This is a genomic window from Porticoccaceae bacterium LTM1, assembly GCA_030252795.1.
Taxonomy (GTDB): Bacteria; Pseudomonadota; Gammaproteobacteria; order Pseudomonadales; family Porticoccaceae; genus SCSIO-12696.
Window position 1 is genome coordinate 1,978,045 of the sequence record CP127080.1, and the last position, 16,371, is coordinate 1,994,415.

The window sequence follows — 16,371 nt, forward strand, 5'->3', positions numbered from 1 at the left end:
TACATATGCGAATTACTCTTGGCAACCCTTGTCTAACGATTTGCATACATTGATTTTTTAGCTTTGATACTGAACACTCGAATACAACAAACCTTACGAGGGGGAATACATGACTTTTGCTGTAGAAATTGAGCTTGTAAGTGGGGATGAGAGGTTACTGACCGACCTCCTAAAGGACTTTGGACTCAATGTAATTAAGGGTGACAAAGACAACCTGCTGATAGAGTCTCCTAAGACTTTGCAAGAATGCTCCTCGAATGACTTACGTGATGTTGTTAAAGAGAAAATTTCCTTAATTCAGAAAACAAGCATCCAGACTCTAGAGGTCGAAGTGGGTTCAGTTATTGAATTCAATGAATTCGGGGAAAAGGTTGGAGAGCATGTATTTGCTGAATTAAGCGGTAATGCCACCTTCAACATCTCTGCCGCTGGGAAAATAACTGTGCATACATCCGCTTCACCTGAGGAAATAGCAAGGTTAGAAGCCGCCGAAAGTGAAAGAGAGTTTCAAAAAGCCTATTCAGTGTCAGCTACTCGATTAAGAGCTGCCCAAAAACACCCAGTATCCCTAAAGGTCATGGAATACTTAAACATGAAGCCGACTCCGCTAAATCTGTTTCACGCGGTGGAGATTATGATGAAACATATGCGCGGCAATTTGAATGAGCTGACTTCCAGAAGAAACCTGAGGCGGTTTCTACAATCAGTAAATCATCCCGAAGTCTTTCACCTGGAAGCTCGACACGCTGTGGCTAATAACAAAAAGCCAGATAACCCCATGACAATAACTGAAGCCGAGATATTTGCTAAGAAACTCGCTGAAAAATGGTATGAATACCTAGTGAATAATTGAATATACCGGGCTCACACTTTCAACTACATTTATTTGCCACGGGGTAACTCCAACCAAAAAAACTGATTGAGGCCCGAAGACCCCAACCAGTAAAAAGCCCACCACGTAAGCCTTAGCGAGTCACCGCATCACTCACAGCCATCCCTGTTTCTCTAAATAGCCCACGCCACAGGTAGTCCAAAACGGACCCCAAACGGGCCATATCGGTCCCCTTATAGAGTTCCTTCAGCTCACGACTAATAGCCTCCTGCTGCTCAGTCAAAGCGGCTTTGGTCTGCTTTCCGTCAATCAGCCGGTCAACCTCCCCTAAAGCCTTCCGCTCATCCATGTGCTTCACAACCGAAGCTGTTACCGGGGCAACCGCAGCGATTCCTTTAGCGGTTCCCAGGCCATACCGAAGAAAGAGTCTCAGTGCTGCTTCAGCGGTTCCTGAAGGATTGTCATTCCCTCGCAGAGATACCCGTTTACCCCTGAGCGACCATGCTTTAATCGCCTTTTGGATTTCAGCAGCACCCTCCTTGCCCCACAGATTCTCCTGTACTTCAGGGCTGAGCCGGTTGATAGTCCGAGAAAAAGCGGCTGTGTCGAATAGCTGCTGTCCACCTTCAGCAATCCTAGAGGTTTGCTTAGAGGCGGCTTCCAGGGCCTCCAACAAAGGAGCCTGTTTGATATTGGCCCACACTCGAGCATCTTCAGGTGAACCGAAAGCCAACTTACGGCGGACCTTCTCAAGCGTCTCTACGTTTTGAGGTCGAGTGAGGTAGGCAACTGCCTCCAAGGGTTTCATTCGATATTCGTCAGACCCTTTCCGCTTTGAGGTCAGCTTGTCGAAGACATCTCCGGTATCCCACTTTTCATGGAATGACCGCTTCGCTTCTCTTGCTTGACGACCTGCGGTTACTGCTGAGTCTGTCCCGATGTCCAACCGTTGAAGCTCAGAGTCCACGAAGAAATCCAGAGTCTTTTTAACCTGAGTAATCATCCGGTTCTGACCGTCCGACGCATTACGATTCCACAGAGCGTTTAGCTCCTGGATTGCACTTTCAGCATTACGAACCGTCAGTCTCTTTGAGGAGTCTTGTGGTGTAACCTTTCGTGCAAGTCCATCAGCGCCAATGGTCGTGGAGACTCTGGCCTTCGGGTCGGGCAGGATGCCATATTTAACTAAGACCTCTTTCACCTCCCCTTTTGCCAGCTTAAAAGCCTCTGGAGCCTTGTCTAACTGATTGAGAACAGTGTCTTGTAGTTGGCGCGTATCCAACTCAACATCATCACCCCCAGAACTCCTCCAGGATTCATAGGCTTCATTGACGGATCTGTAGTCGCCATCCCGTTCAGCCAGCAGCCGTTCAGCAAACGCCTCAGCCGTTTCCGTTTTGGTTTGATAATTACCACCAGTGTCAGCCGCCAGTCCCTCTGCTTTCGTGAAGATGTCCGCTTCCTGCTGAGCCTGAAACTGCCGTAGCTTCATCCCTGCTTCATCACTCCCTCTAATGAGGTCCTGCTTTTGTGCAAGTCCGCTATGGCGAGCGTAAGCGTCGGCGCTATCCAGAGAATAACCACCGTACTCATTAGCCTCGGACATACGAGAAGCTGCAAGCTCATCCTCAGCAGCATAACCACTTCGAAGGTCTTCAGCGTCTGCTCGCTTGGTAAAGCGTCGGATGCCAGCACCCACGGTATCAACGACCTTCTGACCGGCAGCTCCAAAGACAGCCCCTTGAGCAGCAGCACCAAGACGGTCTCCAAGGTCGCCCCGCTGAGTCACACCTTCGACTATTGCACCCTCGGTTGCAGCATATCGAAGCGGTGTTGATGTTAGACGAGAGCCTACCTGAGCTACACGACTGCCATTAGATGCAGCAACCCCAAGCCGACCGACAGCACCACCCACCCCCATGCCCAGCGGTAACGTAGCGGCAATCTCTCCGGTTACCTCACCGGCACTCGCAGCGAACGACTGGTCCGACAACTGGTTAAAGATGGCGTCTTCATCAGCGGACCGCTTGTTCAACTCAGAGAGAGCGTCATCGTCTCCCGTCATGCGATACCAGAGGTCCTGAGCGCCTCGACCAATATCAGTCATACCCTTACCGATACCGACGAGGAACCGTTCGCCGGTCCCCATGTCATCAATAACGGTTTGTCGGGCGTCGTAGGTTTGCTGCTGGGCTTTTAATTGTTCGTACTCTTCCTGCTTTCCGGTCTGCTCACGGATGTACTGAGCTAAACGGGTAGCTGCTGCGGTGTCACCCGCAGCGTGAGCATTCCGCAAGGCATCGTAGAGCCTTTGCATATCAACAGCCGGGGATTGCTGCTGTTGTTCGGCCTCCTGCTGTTTAACCTGTTTGTAAAGCTGACGTGCCGCCTCAGTGTCTCCCGCGTTATGGGCGCGGACCGCCATTCGTTTTAGATATTCAATATCAACAGCTGGAAATTTCTGAGCTACACCCTGCTGCTCACTATTTGCTTCCACCTTATCTAATTGACGGCCTATGGCTACAACAGCCTGCTTGTCACCTGCTTCATGGGCATTCCTCATTGCACCAATTAACTGTTCGCGGGAGTACTTCATTCAATCATCCCTGTATTTTCAGCTCTCTGGTTCAGTGGATGCTCTACGGGTTTCCAGTGGTTGGTCGAAGAATCATAGAAGTGTGGAGGTCGAGCGTCGATATTCTGCGTTCTCTCTGCCACCGTTGCTAACAACGGACGATATTCACTCCGTCCACTACTGTCCTTACCTGCTGCTGACGGGCCGTAATACCCTGACTCCTCAGCACTCTGTTTGGTCCTATCGTAAACATCAAGTTTCGTTGAATTACGCTTGGTTAATTCTTCATCCCACTTTTTCTCCTTCTCTTCTTGGTCTTTCGCTTCGGCATAACTACTCAACATATTTCCACCTGTTGTTAATGCGGTCGAAGCCAATAACTGATTTGATGTCGTCCAAGCGGCAACTTTACTGAGTAGCCCTCCTGTAACACCTCCAGCGGAGCCACCAGTTACACCAGCAAGTGTCCCGGTGCTAGTTATTGTCCCTGCCCCTCCAATACCTACGGAGATACCAGAAGCTCCTGCACCGGCTGCTGAGGTTGCTCCCACTGTAGTAGTGGTCGCCCCTGCCGTTCCCGCTGCTGCGGTTCCTCCAGCACCAAAGGCCCCCATGGCGGCACCTGCTGTGAAGTAGACCGCAGCAGCCATGAGGACAAGTTTGAACCACTTCTTCTTCATCAGCTTTTTAACGGGAGAAATGATTTTTTTGAAAACCTTTCTGACTTTCCTGAGAGGACTTAAGACTTTCTTTAAAGCTTTACTCATTACAATTATTTCCTTCTTTTGAATCTAAAAGAGCAACTTTCCGTCGCAGTTCGCACAGTTCATCTCTTTTTTTATTACGATACTTTCTGTTGTACTCCTGACAGCACACGACACAGTCACCTGTACTGGCTTTACGCCTTCTGCCGTGACCTTCTTTCCTACAGGGCCTGCCCAAATAGAAGCTGTCTCCGAATGCAAGAGCGCATTGACGCTCTAGGCGGTCTGCTCTGAAGAGGGCTTTTAGCTGACTCTTGGTCAGCACCTCGTAGCAGATGGTCCCCTCAAGTGTGATTTCTTCAGGGCGCGACGAATCGCCGCATTGGTTTTCAACCATGTGGTTTCCTTTTGGTTAGTTTTGGTTGGGGGTGATAGCGTTATATCCGAAAGGTAAACGCTGGTTACTCCGGGTGGAGTTCTGGCTGCATGACTGCCGGATTAGGTGAGAGATTCGCCTTGGCGTTTACCGTAGGCAATTGCTTTGGTGACGTCATTGGCAATCTGTTGAAGCAAGAATATCTCTGGTGGGAGGTCGGTCTTTTCCCTGTTTAACCGCTTCGGCATCACGACGAGATTATCCTGATGGTGGAGACCTCCGAGTGAATGAGGAATCCAATGGTCTACCTCCCAGGGTTCACCAGTTAGTTCTGCAAGCGCCCTCGCCAAATCATAATGTGAACGACAAATAGCCTTGTCGTAATCATCTGGCAGAAGATTGAGCTTCCTTGCTTTGTTCCTAGCATTGGCTTCAACTGCCATGACTCTATACTTCTTCGCTCTTTCTGGAACACGCTCCACGGTATTTCTGTAGTTGATAAGATGGCAGCTTGAACAAGCTTTATTAGAAGTAATGCGGCGGGCTATATGGCCTCGCTTACATTCTTTTCCGGTGAAGTAGTGTTTTGAGCCTACGACTTTTGCTTCAGCTCTTGATGAAGGCAGGTTTGATAAATCCACTTCTGTATTACTCATAGATTCTCCTCTGTTTATTGTTGTTAAGCGGCACAGTTGCGAACTAAATAGTTAGCCCTACCAGTTTTACCGATGGCCTCAGCAGGTACTACTGACCAGCAGTAGCTTTGTACAAAGACGGAGACTTTTTCTGTCCTCAACTTTGATTTAAGAAGGCCACTTCGCAATCCCGTTAGTGCTTCGACTTCAACGGAAGACAGGACGGCAGGGGTATCCTCCGAGACCAGAAGTTCTATCAGTCTCTCCTGTGGTTTCTTATTGTCTCCAGCTTCGGAGTAATCAGCGGCTACTGGAGTTTCTGCACCAGGAAATAACCGGCTGAGGTTACTGAGCAGCCTGTGGTAATCCATTGAGGTATGTAGCGTCATCTGACCGCAACGACCATTAGCATCAATGTTACGGACACGACCTCTGGCAGCTAACTGAGCAGTCCAACGCAGTAGGTCCCCTTCTCGGATAATCCGATAGTCTCCCTTCAGCTCTCGACCGTGAGCCTCCTCCTTCAAATTCCCATCAGCCGCCCTACATTGAGTAGTACCGAGAGTTGTCCCTAGTGTCGCAGAGCGTGGCTTGAAGAACTCCCCAAACAGGAATACATGACCACATTCTCTGTATTTGTTACTCCCAATTCCCATACCCCAAGTAATAATATTGATGCTTCGTCCTTCCCAATCCTGAGTGTTATCTTCCTCCGCACTGAGCGGAAATATCCCGTAGTCCTCAACAAGTTTCTTATGGACGACCAAAAGAGCCTTCTCGCCAGCAATGGTGGAATCCAAAACGACGCGCTTCATCCAGGCGCAATACTCCTTTGCTCTCGCTAGCTTTCCCGTTACCTCGCGGATGCTTTGGAATCGACTCGGAGGATTGATATGTCGTATCGACAAGTTAGAGTAATCAACCTTCGGTACAGGTATCTCCTCCATTCCCGGCATCAGTGCGACCATACCTGTCACGTCTGCTGTGGCATCCAACAGCACGTAGCCTGCTGAGTGTTTAAACCTGGGAGAATAGGCTACGAAGGTACGCGGAGTTTTCCTAGAGAAAAAGACATACCCCTCAGCACATGCCTGGATAAACTTCAGCGTCTCCATTGCTGACTCCAAAGACTGAATACCTTGTCCGTGAACATCAAAGAACTTTCGTATGTGGTCGTCAGTGAGTTTCTGAGCTTCTTCAAGTTTGACCAGGTCGATAGCCACGTAGTCACTACCGGGCGAATCAAAAACACTATCCATCCGACAGTAAATACCTGTGAGCAACGGAAGCCACTCATGCTCAGGGTCTAAGCGAGAAATAGTGTCTTTCAGCTTTGAAATGTCGCTTGGAGTCTTAGGGATAAGCTCCACGATGTCTGGATGCTCATCAATGAACAGCAAGCTCCGAGACAATCCATTGCAGTACCGAACTCCATTATCAACATCCCTCTCCATCTCACCGAGCCACTTCTTATGTGTGCAGACAATGATTGGAGCAGACTTCAGGTCCACAGCATGAAATTGAGCAGCGGGTGTTATGCCGTGTTCATCTCTGACTTTCTCGGGGTCAGCCTTACGGTCATGACCTCCAGACCAGACCACCACATCCTCAACAGACTCAGGTGGAAGCAGACGAGTCAGCTCCCGGTATATCTCGTCGCACTGACGAATAGTCTCAACCACAAAGGCACAGGTAAACTTGGGACTACAGCCACGGGCAGCGACAGCGAAGGCTACTGAACTAGTAGACTTACCTGTTCCTGTAGGAGCAGTGACATACTTGAAAGCTGAGTGATGTCGCCCCTCAAAGACATCATCCATAGCCATCATTGATGCCCGATAGATAGCGTCTGCTACTTGGTCGTTGATAGCGATTGATTCTCTCTTCTGTAGCAAAACCTGTTTTCCTCTGACCTCAGTGAATGCCTGCCTGAGTAACTGAGGGTCAATCTTACAGGCAGCCAAACGGCTACCCTGTGGGCATGTAGACATAAAGTCTCCTTGTGTTGGTTAAGAAATGTAAGTTCGAAGGTGTTGATGAGAGTCATAAATACCAGAGGTACTACTGGTAAAAATGACTGTAACGTGGAGTGGTTGTAGCTGACCTGTAGGTGTTAACACCTACCCCTATCAATTATCGAAGATAATTATTCTGGAGAGTCAGCCATAGCAGGACTGCCAGCCCCTTTGTAAACACCACTACAGTTTGGTCAGGCAGTATTCCTATGGTCTTCTTATGAAAGTTAAGACAATAAAAGTAGATAGCAGTAGATGGTCTCAGGCCTGTAGGTCAGCCGTAGGTAACCTCCCGGTCAGTCGAAAGACTAGCTATGGGGGGTGTATGGTCCTCTCGAACGGAGTGAGCATGGGTCTAGCGCGAGGAAACCAACGGTACTCTTCTTGAGCTGATTTTGTGTCGGCTTATTCTCTGGTATTCCGTGTTTTTATATCTTATTGATTTATAACGATTTTTCGAAACTGGCTAATGGTTAATTTTCTGTGGCCTCTCCCCCCCCTACATTTAGTCTTATTCTTGCTGGTCCCTGACACAAGAAAACCGCCGGAGTCACCCCCAGCGGCCTTTTAATTTTTCCATCAGATTTCGCTTTTATGTAATAAACGTTTTGGGGGTTCTCTAATATTCCGCCTTTTTAGCATCCCGTGAGGGAGCTTCTAAAGTTGGGCTTTTCTACACCGCTTGTGAACACCTTCGGCCATTGCCCCCTCCCCACGACCTAGCTCAATTAAAAGCAGCGGCTTGTTGCGCTTTGGTTATCTGGTCGAACACCATGTTACTATACGCTTCTTCAACATCTGGATAGCGGCTCATAAAGTTACCAATCTCCTCAAGATCGGACTCCAGCCTCGCTATCTCGTAGTGCTGCTGGATTTCAGTTCTAGCCATCTTCAGGTATTCACCTTTAAGCTCAGCGTAGGTCATCCCTTCAACAAACTCAGCGGCCTCTGCCACTTCGATTTCGTATTTACACATACAGCTATTCTCCTTGTGGTCTCGATATTTGATTACTGTTCGCTGGTGTCAGTGTTGAGATAACGATAAAGACTGGCTCGACCAATCTTAAACTCCTTGGCTATCTCAGACTTCGAGCGCTCCCCCTTGGCTACCTCAGCCCGTAGTCGGCCTATTTCATCATCAGATAGCTTTGGTTTGGCACCGAACTGGACACCCTTTGATTTGGCCTTAGCAATCCCTTCCATCTGACGCTCATGTCTGAGGTCATTTTCAAACTCCGCGATAGCCCCAAGCATGTTGAACATCAGCTTTCCGGTAGACGTACTGGTATCTATCTCTTGGTCCAGAACTTTAAGAGTGGCCTTCTTACTTTCGAGCTGCTCGACGATTTTGTGCAGGTCCGCAACGCTGCGTGCCAGTCGGTCTAACTTACAGACAACCAAAGACTCGCCCGGCCTGACATACTTCAAGCACTCCTGTAGAGCCGGGCGCGTATCTGCACGTTTCCCTGAGCGCTTTTCCTGAAATATCTCATCGCACCCGTACTCGTTCAGTTTTTCAAGCTGGACTTCCAAACTCTGCCCGTATGAACTGACCCTTGCGTACCCGACCTTCTGTCCGTGACTCAATGTCTCACATCTCCTTAGCATCATGAGAACCGCAATGTAAGACATATTATGAGACACTGCAACCCCTGATAGCCCCGTAGGGCTAAAAATGTTTCAGAAGGTTTACTTTATGAGATTTACTAAGATGAGGGTATCAATGATTCCATCAAGCTCGCGGCCTTAGAAATCAAGGCGCCACCCAATTCATTTGTCTGAGTGACTAATTCAACAAACTCATTACGCTTTTTAGTCACCTCTTCAACTGAGGAATCAATTCTTAACTGAACCTCTTCTCTAGTCAAAACCTCTTTCTGAATATCAGACTTTCGAGCTTCAAACAATCTACCCATCTGCCGAAAAGCTATATGTGCTTTTACAACCTTCTCAAAATATACTTCAGCAGAGCTTTTCAAGGTGGGGAAATATAGAGTACAAATAGAAGATGTCCTTAAAGCACTCTCGATTTCAACAGTACTTCTAAATTCTAAATTTTGTGCAGCCGCAATCATATTAATCAGACCAACACTTTCTGCACTTACACTTTCCACTAATTGCTCCAACCTTTCCCTCTGAAGCTTAACTCTCTCTTTCTCCCACCAAAATTCGTGGTCAATTTCTGCTTTAATATTCTCAGTAGTTCGAGTTGTTGCCTCCAGCTGCCGTAAAATCTTCTGTTGGTCAACCTGAAGTGCATGCAGCTTGCCACGCGTCCCAACGTAAGATGCCAACCACCCACCCCCAAATGTAACAAGCAATAGCAACCCTCCATACATGAGATAGAACTTCATATTTTCAGAAAATTGCTGGTCAACTATTAGGTGAGCTAGAGTTTTGAGCGATTCATTATCCATAACGCTTTTTTTCATCTATTCATTTGTCTTTTCGGAAATGTAAAACGACCAAATAACTTCAGCCATTTCACGTTTTTCATAAAAATAATCATACGCATTGTAATGGAAATTGTTTACACCTCCGCACCTATGATTCAAATATTTAGCTCTCAACTCCTCCCCATATCCAGCCTTCGCCAATATAGTATTGACTGTGGTACGAAGCTTATGTGGAGAGTAGTGCGGCATCTCCAACTGCTGACAGAACCTCTTCATTGCTTGCCGAATGGTTGAATCAGCCAGGTGCTTGGCGGGGTCAGTGGGCGAACGAAATAAATAGCCACTCTCAACAACCGCAGCCCTTCTACAAAGCATCCTATACAGCGACTCTGGCAACCACAAAACATGCTCTCTTCCCCCCTTGTTTTTCCCTGCTGGAATCAACCAGCTTTGATCTAGGGGACGTAGGTCGCTTACTTCAATAGTGCATACTTCAGTTACTCGACAGCCGGTCTGCATGATTAACTTAATCGCATCAATAGTGGCGTTATCAGCTTCACTATTGCAAAGGTGCCTCAATAATGTATGAGCTTCCAGCCGACTCATTGCGATAGGAGCCTTGTATTCAGACCTTAGTCGGATTCCTCGGCAAGGATTGGAATCCGCCAAGTCCATTTCCATGAGCCACGAGCAAAAGGTCGAGAGGCTCTTCACTACTCTGTTTCCACTGACGTAACGCTCTCGCTGGTAGTACGACAATAGGCACTGTCGAATACTCTGCTTGGATAAAGATGAGAGCTGGGGGTGAGCTTCGCCTAGAGAGTCATTGAAATAAAAAAAGTGACGCTGATAGCCTTTAAGTGTGTTCTCTGATCTGCCTAATAACTGCTGGTGTTTAATGAAGTTGTCTTGTAGATCCGGAAGACTTAGGTACCTCTTGTCGTCCTCACCAAACTGGATAGGAGGCATTGAGGGAAACCAAGCCCTATTAGAGGCAACAGACTGACCATCAGTATACTCGTTGAGTATATGCTGTATCTTGCGTCGAGCCTCTAATAAAGAGACCTCGGGGAATCGCCCCAAGTTGACGTAGAGCCTCTTAGAATACTTACAGTTTTGAGGTTGATTACACTTTTGGAAACTAATTTCCTTGTGAAAATAGAAAGTCTTAACTCCCCCAGGCATAACCCTAAGCACAAGACCGGGTGTCTTGATGTCTCTGACCGTATATATCTTGCGCCTGGGCTGAAGTGCTACAAGTGATTTGTAGGTGAACTCCAAGCAACTCCTCCAGTGCTGAGGCGGACACTATAGCACCATCCAAAAGCATCCGTCTCCTAGTTATACGTAGTCACTGTCTTCCAGAATCTTCCAGCCAATCGACCACAAGACAACCATCAGAACAAACAACCCGAGTGCCGCTAGTATCTGGAAGTGAATGATACTTGCGAGCATTGCAAAGCAGGATGCAAGTCCACCCAACCCCAAGACCATAAGCCAGAGCCAACGCTGCTGAATCAACCAGAGCGCCAGTAGGCCAAGCCCGAGGTAAATCATTGGTAGGTAGTGTTCAAGAACTTCCATTACAACTCCCTGTAACAAACAAAAGGAAACGGTTTTAGATAAATAAATCCTATCGAGGCATGAGTCCTATTTCCAGACCAATTGCCCCCCACCCCCTTTAAATACGCAGGAAGTGCGGGATTGAATAGAAAGGGTTCACGGAATTTTTTCTATGCTTTCTTCAGGGGTTTACAACCTCTTGAAAAGGAAACTTCTTCAGGTCCTCCTCAGACATCAAACTAAAGAAACGCTGTGGCGAATGGAAGTTAGCTGCATACCCTAAATACTGAAATGTAAACTCTATATTGGACAGCATACCAAGCCACGTGTCAGGCTTAACTAAAAACATGTCCATACGACTACACACACTATCGTACAACTCATTGAGTCTCATTTGTTCTGAAACATAATCCCACCTTCCCTTAATGACATGATGTATCCACTCTTTAACTTCAGTCCATTCTGCGGTTAGCTCCAACATAAGCTTTTCATCTAAAATCAAGTCACCCTCTAGCGCCCCTGGAAATAGCAATCCATGAGCTTTAATCCCGAGTCCAGAATTTAAATTATCGAAAACCTTATACCGGTACTTCATCTCATCAGAAACAGGAGATGGAAAAACTATATAACTATCCAACTTGCAAAGTGGTGATATTTTGGACTTATCAAATCCATCTTCTGACTCGAATACAGAGATATATTCACAGAATTCTCGTCGATGCTGATAATAATTCGAAAGAGTATTTTGCGAACGTTGAAGGCTAATATTAGTAGCCATCTGTTCAGACCGGTGGGTAGCCGCCGCAAGTCCAACAGCAGGAAATATCAACGCCAACATCGCCAAAGGAAGCTTGTACATCTCCCAGTAATTTTTATAACCCTCACTATCCCACTTCCACGCCCACCACTGGCCGTCATTCGCCCAGATAACGATAGATGTCAACAGCCATAGAAAGATTGGAATAAGAATAGCCAACCAAAAGCGAGGAAGGTCGTAGAGGCGTTTTTCCGCTGCCATGCGAAGTAGAGTCCTTATTTATTCCATTTACATTAAGAGTGAAGGGTTATTGCAACTAAAGGTCCTTCCCGTACACAACGTCACTTGGATCGTCAAAGAATTCAATCTTATAGAGTTTCCCCTTCTTGTAAAAAGCTTTATAGGGAATGTGATTGCCAGTTCTATCGGTAAGCGGGGTACTATATTTTCCACTGAAAATAGCGTACTCGCCCTCTTTGGTCTCCTTAATGGTTTTCACTTCAAGTTTATTTGACAGAGGAACGGCACGTTTAAGATCTTTTTTGACTGTATCAAGGTCATTGGCAAGTATTGCCTGAGAGAACAACAATGAGAAGAAGAGAGAAACGAACTTATTCATTCAAATTCCTTTTATCTGATTACATGAAGACCCTTCATAAGTACAGGGAGTCTATTGCATCACGCATCTCTTGGCTAGACTCTACTGTCGACTGCATATCGAGGCCATACATTATTTTAATTCAGGCCAAAAGAAACCCACCAGCAGTTAAGCTGGTGAGTGAAAAGTTAGTAGTAGGTTTACAATCTAAAGGAGAAACTTAGCGCTGTCATTAGGTCAACCTACAGTTTCTCCACTGGTGTTACCTATAGTGTGAGGTCTTATGCTCCTAAGTTCGGCCTTTTTAATTCAAGCCGCAGTCCCGCAGGTATCCCGCCACAGCCTCAGCCATCTCTTTATTCTCAGGGAAGTAGTCGTAGGCGTTGTAGTGGATGTCGGTAACCCCCTCTTCTGCGTGGTTCAGGTAACGCTTACGCATCTCCCGTGGAAACCCAAGTTGAGCCAGGATAGTACCTACAGTCCTCCGCAGGTCATGCGGCCTTGTGCGGGGGATTCCTGCGGTTTTACACAGGCGTTCTAACGCTTGGCGGACCGTGAAATGACTTAGGTAGCCTGTAGCACCGGACCTAGCGTTGAGGACGTAGAGACTACTGTGTGTAGCGAGGTGTTCCTCTAGCAGCGTACAAAGCCATTCAGGAAGCCATACGAGATGCTCTCGGTTTGACTTATTGCGAGACGCCGGGATTACCCAGGCCCTCTCCTGTAGATTCAACTCATGGCGTTGCATCTCGCATACTTCAGAGATTCGACAACCAGTCTGGAGAATGATTTTAACGGCGTGAAGTGTATCGGGGTGTGCTGCGGATTTACCTACAGCCTTGACCAGCTGTGTCAGGTGGGTCTTGTTCAGGTAGTCCTTGCGGACCTGCTCTCGGTTCCCTTTAAGTCCCAAGCAGGGATTTTGTGACATTCGTCCTGTCCTTACGAGCCAAGTGCAGAAACTACTCAGTGTTTCTTTGACTCGGTTAGCCGTGGTGGGTTTACCCTCCTCCTCTGTGAGGAATACGTGGATGCGTTGAACATTGAGAGTCGTGAGGTCAGACACAGAGGCTTTCTTTCTGCCTCCGTGGTCTTCGATGAAGAGGTCTAAATAATTCTGGTAGTTGGTTAGGGTTTTCGCTGAGCAACCTATAGCTTTCTTCGCTTTGAGAAACTTACGGACCAGCGGAACGAGAAGCTCCTGCCCGGCTTGTTCTTCAAGCTTGAACTCAGGTGTATTCGAAAGGATTTGAAAGTGAGTGCGAGCCTCTTTAACGGAGGTCGTGGGAAAGCTGCCTAGACGAGTACGCCGCTTTTTACCTAAGTGGACTCGCTCGTAGTAGAACGTCTTGGTTCCTGAAGGATGCACCCGCAGCGTAAAACCTTTGGAGTTTTTCTCGCGGATTGTGTAGGCCGTGGCCCGAGGTGTCAGGGATGCAACAGACTTTTCAGTAAAGCGCATAGAGCCTCCTTAAGTCTTCTCCGAGTCCACAAGAGGACACGAATCGGACACTTAAGAAAGGCTACTAAGCTGAAAATGGTGGGTCGTATAGGATTCGAACCTATGACCAATTGGTTAAAAGCCAACTGCTCTACCAACTGAGCTAACGACCCGAAGGAGGTGCGTATGATACTGGCAAAAACTGAAAGATCAACCCCTTTTTTGCCACTTTATGACAGTTATTTATACCGAGTGGGATCAGCAAGGCCCGCCTGCTCAAACCCCTCACGACGAAGGCGGCAGCTATCGCATTTACCACAGGCTGAACCATCTTCAGTTGCCTGGTAGCAGGAGACTGTTTCAGCGTAATTTACGCCCAATTCAGTACCCAGCTTAACGATCTCATCCTTGCGCAAGGTCATCAGCGGTGCATGGACGGTCAACTTCTGCCCTTCAACCCCTGCTTTGGTAGCCAGATTGGCAAGTCGCTCAAACGCCGCCACAAATTCTGGCCGACAATCCGGGTATCCGGAGTAGTCCACTGCATTCACACCCAGGAAGATATCGTTAGCGCCAAGCACCTCTGCCCAGCCCAATGCAATCGACAGAAATACGGTATTGCGGGCCGGAACATAGGTTACCGGGATTCCATCTGTTTCGTGCTCAGGGACCTCGATAGCGTCATCGGTCAGTGCCGAGCCACCAATAGTGCGCAGATCCAGTGACACCACCTTGTGCTCGACAGCACCCAGCTGGCGTGAGCAGCGCTCGGCGGCAGCAAGCTCCGAATGGGTTTTCTGCCCATAATCAAAACTCAGGGTGTAACACTCGTAACCCTGCTGACGGGCAATAGCCAATACCGTGGTGGAGTCCAAACCACCGGATACCAGCACAACAGCTCTTTTACTCATTTCTATTCCTATTTCCAACCTCTGGCCTGTTTACACTAGTTCAATGACCAGGCTCATCTTTCCACAACAGTTTGTGCAACTGGGTCTGGAAACGCACCGGCAGGCGGTCTTCAATAATCCAGTCCGCCAACTCTGTTGGGCTCAGCTGCCCCTGGCTGGGTGACAACAGCACCTCTTTCGCCTTGCCCAACAAGCCGAGCTCATCAATTTTCATGCGCGTCCACTCATAATCATTGCGGTCGCAGATCACAAACTTCACCTCGTCGTGAGGCAACAGCAATGGTATGTTCTCATAGCGATTGCGCCCCACCTCGCCGGAAGCCGGTGTTTTGAGGTCAAGAATCTTGACCACTCTGGGGTCAACCTTATCCACCGGCATGGCGCCACTGGTTTCCAGGGAAACGACATAACCTTTGTCGCAAAGTGCCTCCAACAGAGGAATACAGTTGGGCTGGGCGAGGGGTTCGCCACCGGTTACTGTGATGTAACGGGCACCATAACTGTCCACTTCGGCAAGAATATCTTCCAAGCTGCGTTTTTCACCGCCATAGAAAGCATACTCGGTATCACAGTAGTGACAACGCAACGGGCAGCCTGTCAGGCGCACAAATACCGTAGGCAGACCCGTGGTACTGGTTTCACCCTGCAGGGAATAGAAGATTTCGGTGATACGAAGACTGAGCTGGTTCATGGAGACGGCTTATGAAAAGCCGCAGTGTATCAAAAAAGCACTGTTTCATCAGCTCAATGAAACAGTGCCCGAGTAGTTGCAATCCTTACAGACTATCCTGTAGATACTGTTTGGCGAGCTGCGCAGCTTTTGAATTACCAGCAGCTACTTTCTCCAGAAGCTCTCTGGCTTTCGCCGCATCGCCCAGTTGGTGATAAACCGTGGCCAGCTTGTAAGCAGCATCCGGCGCTTTGCGGCTGGTCGGGAAGTTATTTACCACCATCGCAAATGAATCGCGGGACTTCTCCAGCTCAGCCTTGGACAGGTAAACCTCACCCAGCCAGTAGTGCGCATTGGATGTGTACTGGCCATTGGGGTACTGCTGAATGTGCTCATTGAAAGCGGCAACGGCTTTGTCCCAGTGCTTGTCACGCAACAATTGGTAGGCATTGCTGTAGTGATTCTTTTCAGCATCGCTGGAAACGGGCAGCAGCGCAGAGGCATTACCAGCCGGAACACCTGCATTCTGGCCCACGGACTGGGGATTGCCCGATGACTGAGCTGAACCGCTGATACGACGATCAAGATCCATGTAGTCGTCCATCTGACGCTGTTTAAGCTGCTTCATCTCGTAGGACATCTCCTCGATCATGCCGCGCAGCTGACGGACCTCTTCCTGGAGAACCTGCATCTGATAATAGAGCTCACCGGCCTGCTGATTAGCCGCCTGGTTGGCTGGCTTGGCTTTCTCTGTGGCAACTTCCAACTCTTCCACCGGGGCACGGCTACTTGCCAAAGCGGCGTTGGAAACAGCTGCACCCAGCAGCAACAGCATCAGTCGGTATTTCATGGCGGGGCTCCCTTATTTATCTCTTCTATGGACAACTCGATCCCGGTT

16 protein-coding genes and 1 tRNA gene are annotated in these 16,371 nt (G+C 48.3%); 1 reads left to right on the top strand and 16 read right to left on the bottom strand.

Features of this window, described 5'->3' with window-relative positions; translation table 11 throughout:
• Positions 1 to 109 precede the first annotated feature (109 nt).
• The gene (locus QP938_08625; GenBank protein ID WIO73364.1) at positions 110 to 853 is read left to right on the top strand and encodes a hypothetical protein; all 744 of its coding nucleotides are present in this window, start codon (positions 110 to 112) and stop codon (positions 851 to 853) included.
• 112 nt (positions 854 to 965) lie between these two features.
• On the opposite strand, the gene QP938_08630 is transcribed toward QP938_08625, so the two are convergent.
• The 16 genes from QP938_08630 to ybgF form a co-directional block, all read right to left on the bottom strand.
• Complete coding sequence (locus tag QP938_08630; protein WIO73365.1) at positions 966 to 3,428, bottom strand: hypothetical protein; 2,463 nt, start codon at positions 3,426 to 3,428, stop codon at positions 966 to 968.
• Entirely contained in the window at positions 3,425 to 4,174 is a 750-nt protein-coding gene (locus QP938_08635) for a hypothetical protein (protein ID WIO73366.1), read from the bottom strand. Before QP938_08635 ends, QP938_08630 begins: the two co-directional genes overlap by 4 nt.
• Positions 4,175 to 4,609: 435 nt before the next feature.
• The gene (locus QP938_08640) at positions 4,610 to 5,143 is read right to left on the bottom strand and encodes an HNH endonuclease signature motif containing protein (GenBank protein WIO73367.1); all 534 of its coding nucleotides are present in this window, start codon (positions 5,141 to 5,143) and stop codon (positions 4,610 to 4,612) included.
• A gap of 23 nt (positions 5,144 to 5,166) precedes the next feature.
• The gene (locus tag QP938_08645; GenBank protein ID WIO73368.1) at positions 5,167 to 7,086 is read right to left on the bottom strand and encodes a DEAD/DEAH box helicase family protein; all 1,920 of its coding nucleotides are present in this window, start codon (positions 7,084 to 7,086) and stop codon (positions 5,167 to 5,169) included.
• 775 nt (positions 7,087 to 7,861) lie between these two features.
• Positions 7,862 to 8,113, bottom strand: coding sequence for a hypothetical protein (locus QP938_08650; GenBank protein WIO73369.1), 252 nt, complete (start codon positions 8,111 to 8,113; stop codon positions 7,862 to 7,864).
• A 32-nt stretch (positions 8,114 to 8,145) separates the two neighbouring features.
• On the bottom strand, positions 8,146 to 8,724 hold the full coding sequence (locus QP938_08655; GenBank protein ID WIO73370.1) for a recombinase family protein: 579 nt from the start codon (positions 8,722 to 8,724) through the stop codon (positions 8,146 to 8,148).
• Positions 8,725 to 8,843: 119 nt separating this feature from the next.
• Positions 8,844 to 9,569 carry a hypothetical protein gene (locus QP938_08660; GenBank protein ID WIO73371.1) on the bottom strand — a complete coding sequence of 242 codons (726 nt, stop codon included), beginning with the start codon at positions 9,567 to 9,569 and terminating at the stop codon, positions 8,844 to 8,846.
• Positions 9,570 to 10,139, bottom strand: a complete 570-nt coding sequence (locus QP938_08665) for a tyrosine-type recombinase/integrase (GenBank protein ID WIO73372.1) — start codon at positions 10,137 to 10,139, stop codon at positions 9,570 to 9,572.
• A gap of 735 nt (positions 10,140 to 10,874) precedes the next feature.
• Positions 10,875 to 11,117: a hypothetical protein gene (locus QP938_08670; protein WIO73373.1), complete on the bottom strand. Its 243-nt coding sequence runs from the start codon at positions 11,115 to 11,117 to the stop codon at positions 10,875 to 10,877.
• Positions 11,118 to 11,277: 160 nt separating this feature from the next.
• Positions 11,278 to 12,114, bottom strand: a complete 837-nt coding sequence (locus QP938_08675) for a hypothetical protein (GenBank protein WIO73374.1) — start codon at positions 12,112 to 12,114, stop codon at positions 11,278 to 11,280.
• Between the two features lie 55 nt (positions 12,115 to 12,169).
• Complete coding sequence (locus QP938_08680) at positions 12,170 to 12,472, bottom strand: hypothetical protein (protein ID WIO73375.1); 303 nt, start codon at positions 12,470 to 12,472, stop codon at positions 12,170 to 12,172.
• A gap of 283 nt (positions 12,473 to 12,755) precedes the next feature.
• Entirely contained in the window at positions 12,756 to 13,913 is a 1,158-nt protein-coding gene (locus tag QP938_08685) for a tyrosine-type recombinase/integrase (protein ID WIO73376.1), read from the bottom strand.
• 76 nt (positions 13,914 to 13,989) lie between these two features.
• Positions 13,990 to 14,065, bottom strand: a tRNA-Lys gene (locus QP938_08690).
• Positions 14,066 to 14,131: 66 nt separating this feature from the next.
• Positions 14,132 to 14,803 (bottom strand): 7-cyano-7-deazaguanine synthase QueC, encoded by a 672-nt coding sequence (gene queC, locus QP938_08695; GenBank protein WIO73377.1) that lies wholly within the window; start codon positions 14,801 to 14,803, stop codon positions 14,132 to 14,134.
• Positions 14,804 to 14,843: 40 nt separating this feature from the next.
• Positions 14,844 to 15,494, bottom strand: coding sequence for a 7-carboxy-7-deazaguanine synthase QueE (queE, locus tag QP938_08700; protein WIO73378.1), 651 nt, complete (start codon positions 15,492 to 15,494; stop codon positions 14,844 to 14,846).
• Positions 15,495 to 15,579: 85 nt separating this feature from the next.
• Positions 15,580 to 16,323, bottom strand: a complete 744-nt coding sequence (ybgF, locus tag QP938_08705; GenBank protein ID WIO73379.1) for a tol-pal system protein YbgF — start codon at positions 16,321 to 16,323, stop codon at positions 15,580 to 15,582.
• Positions 16,324 to 16,371: the final 48 nt, after the last annotated feature.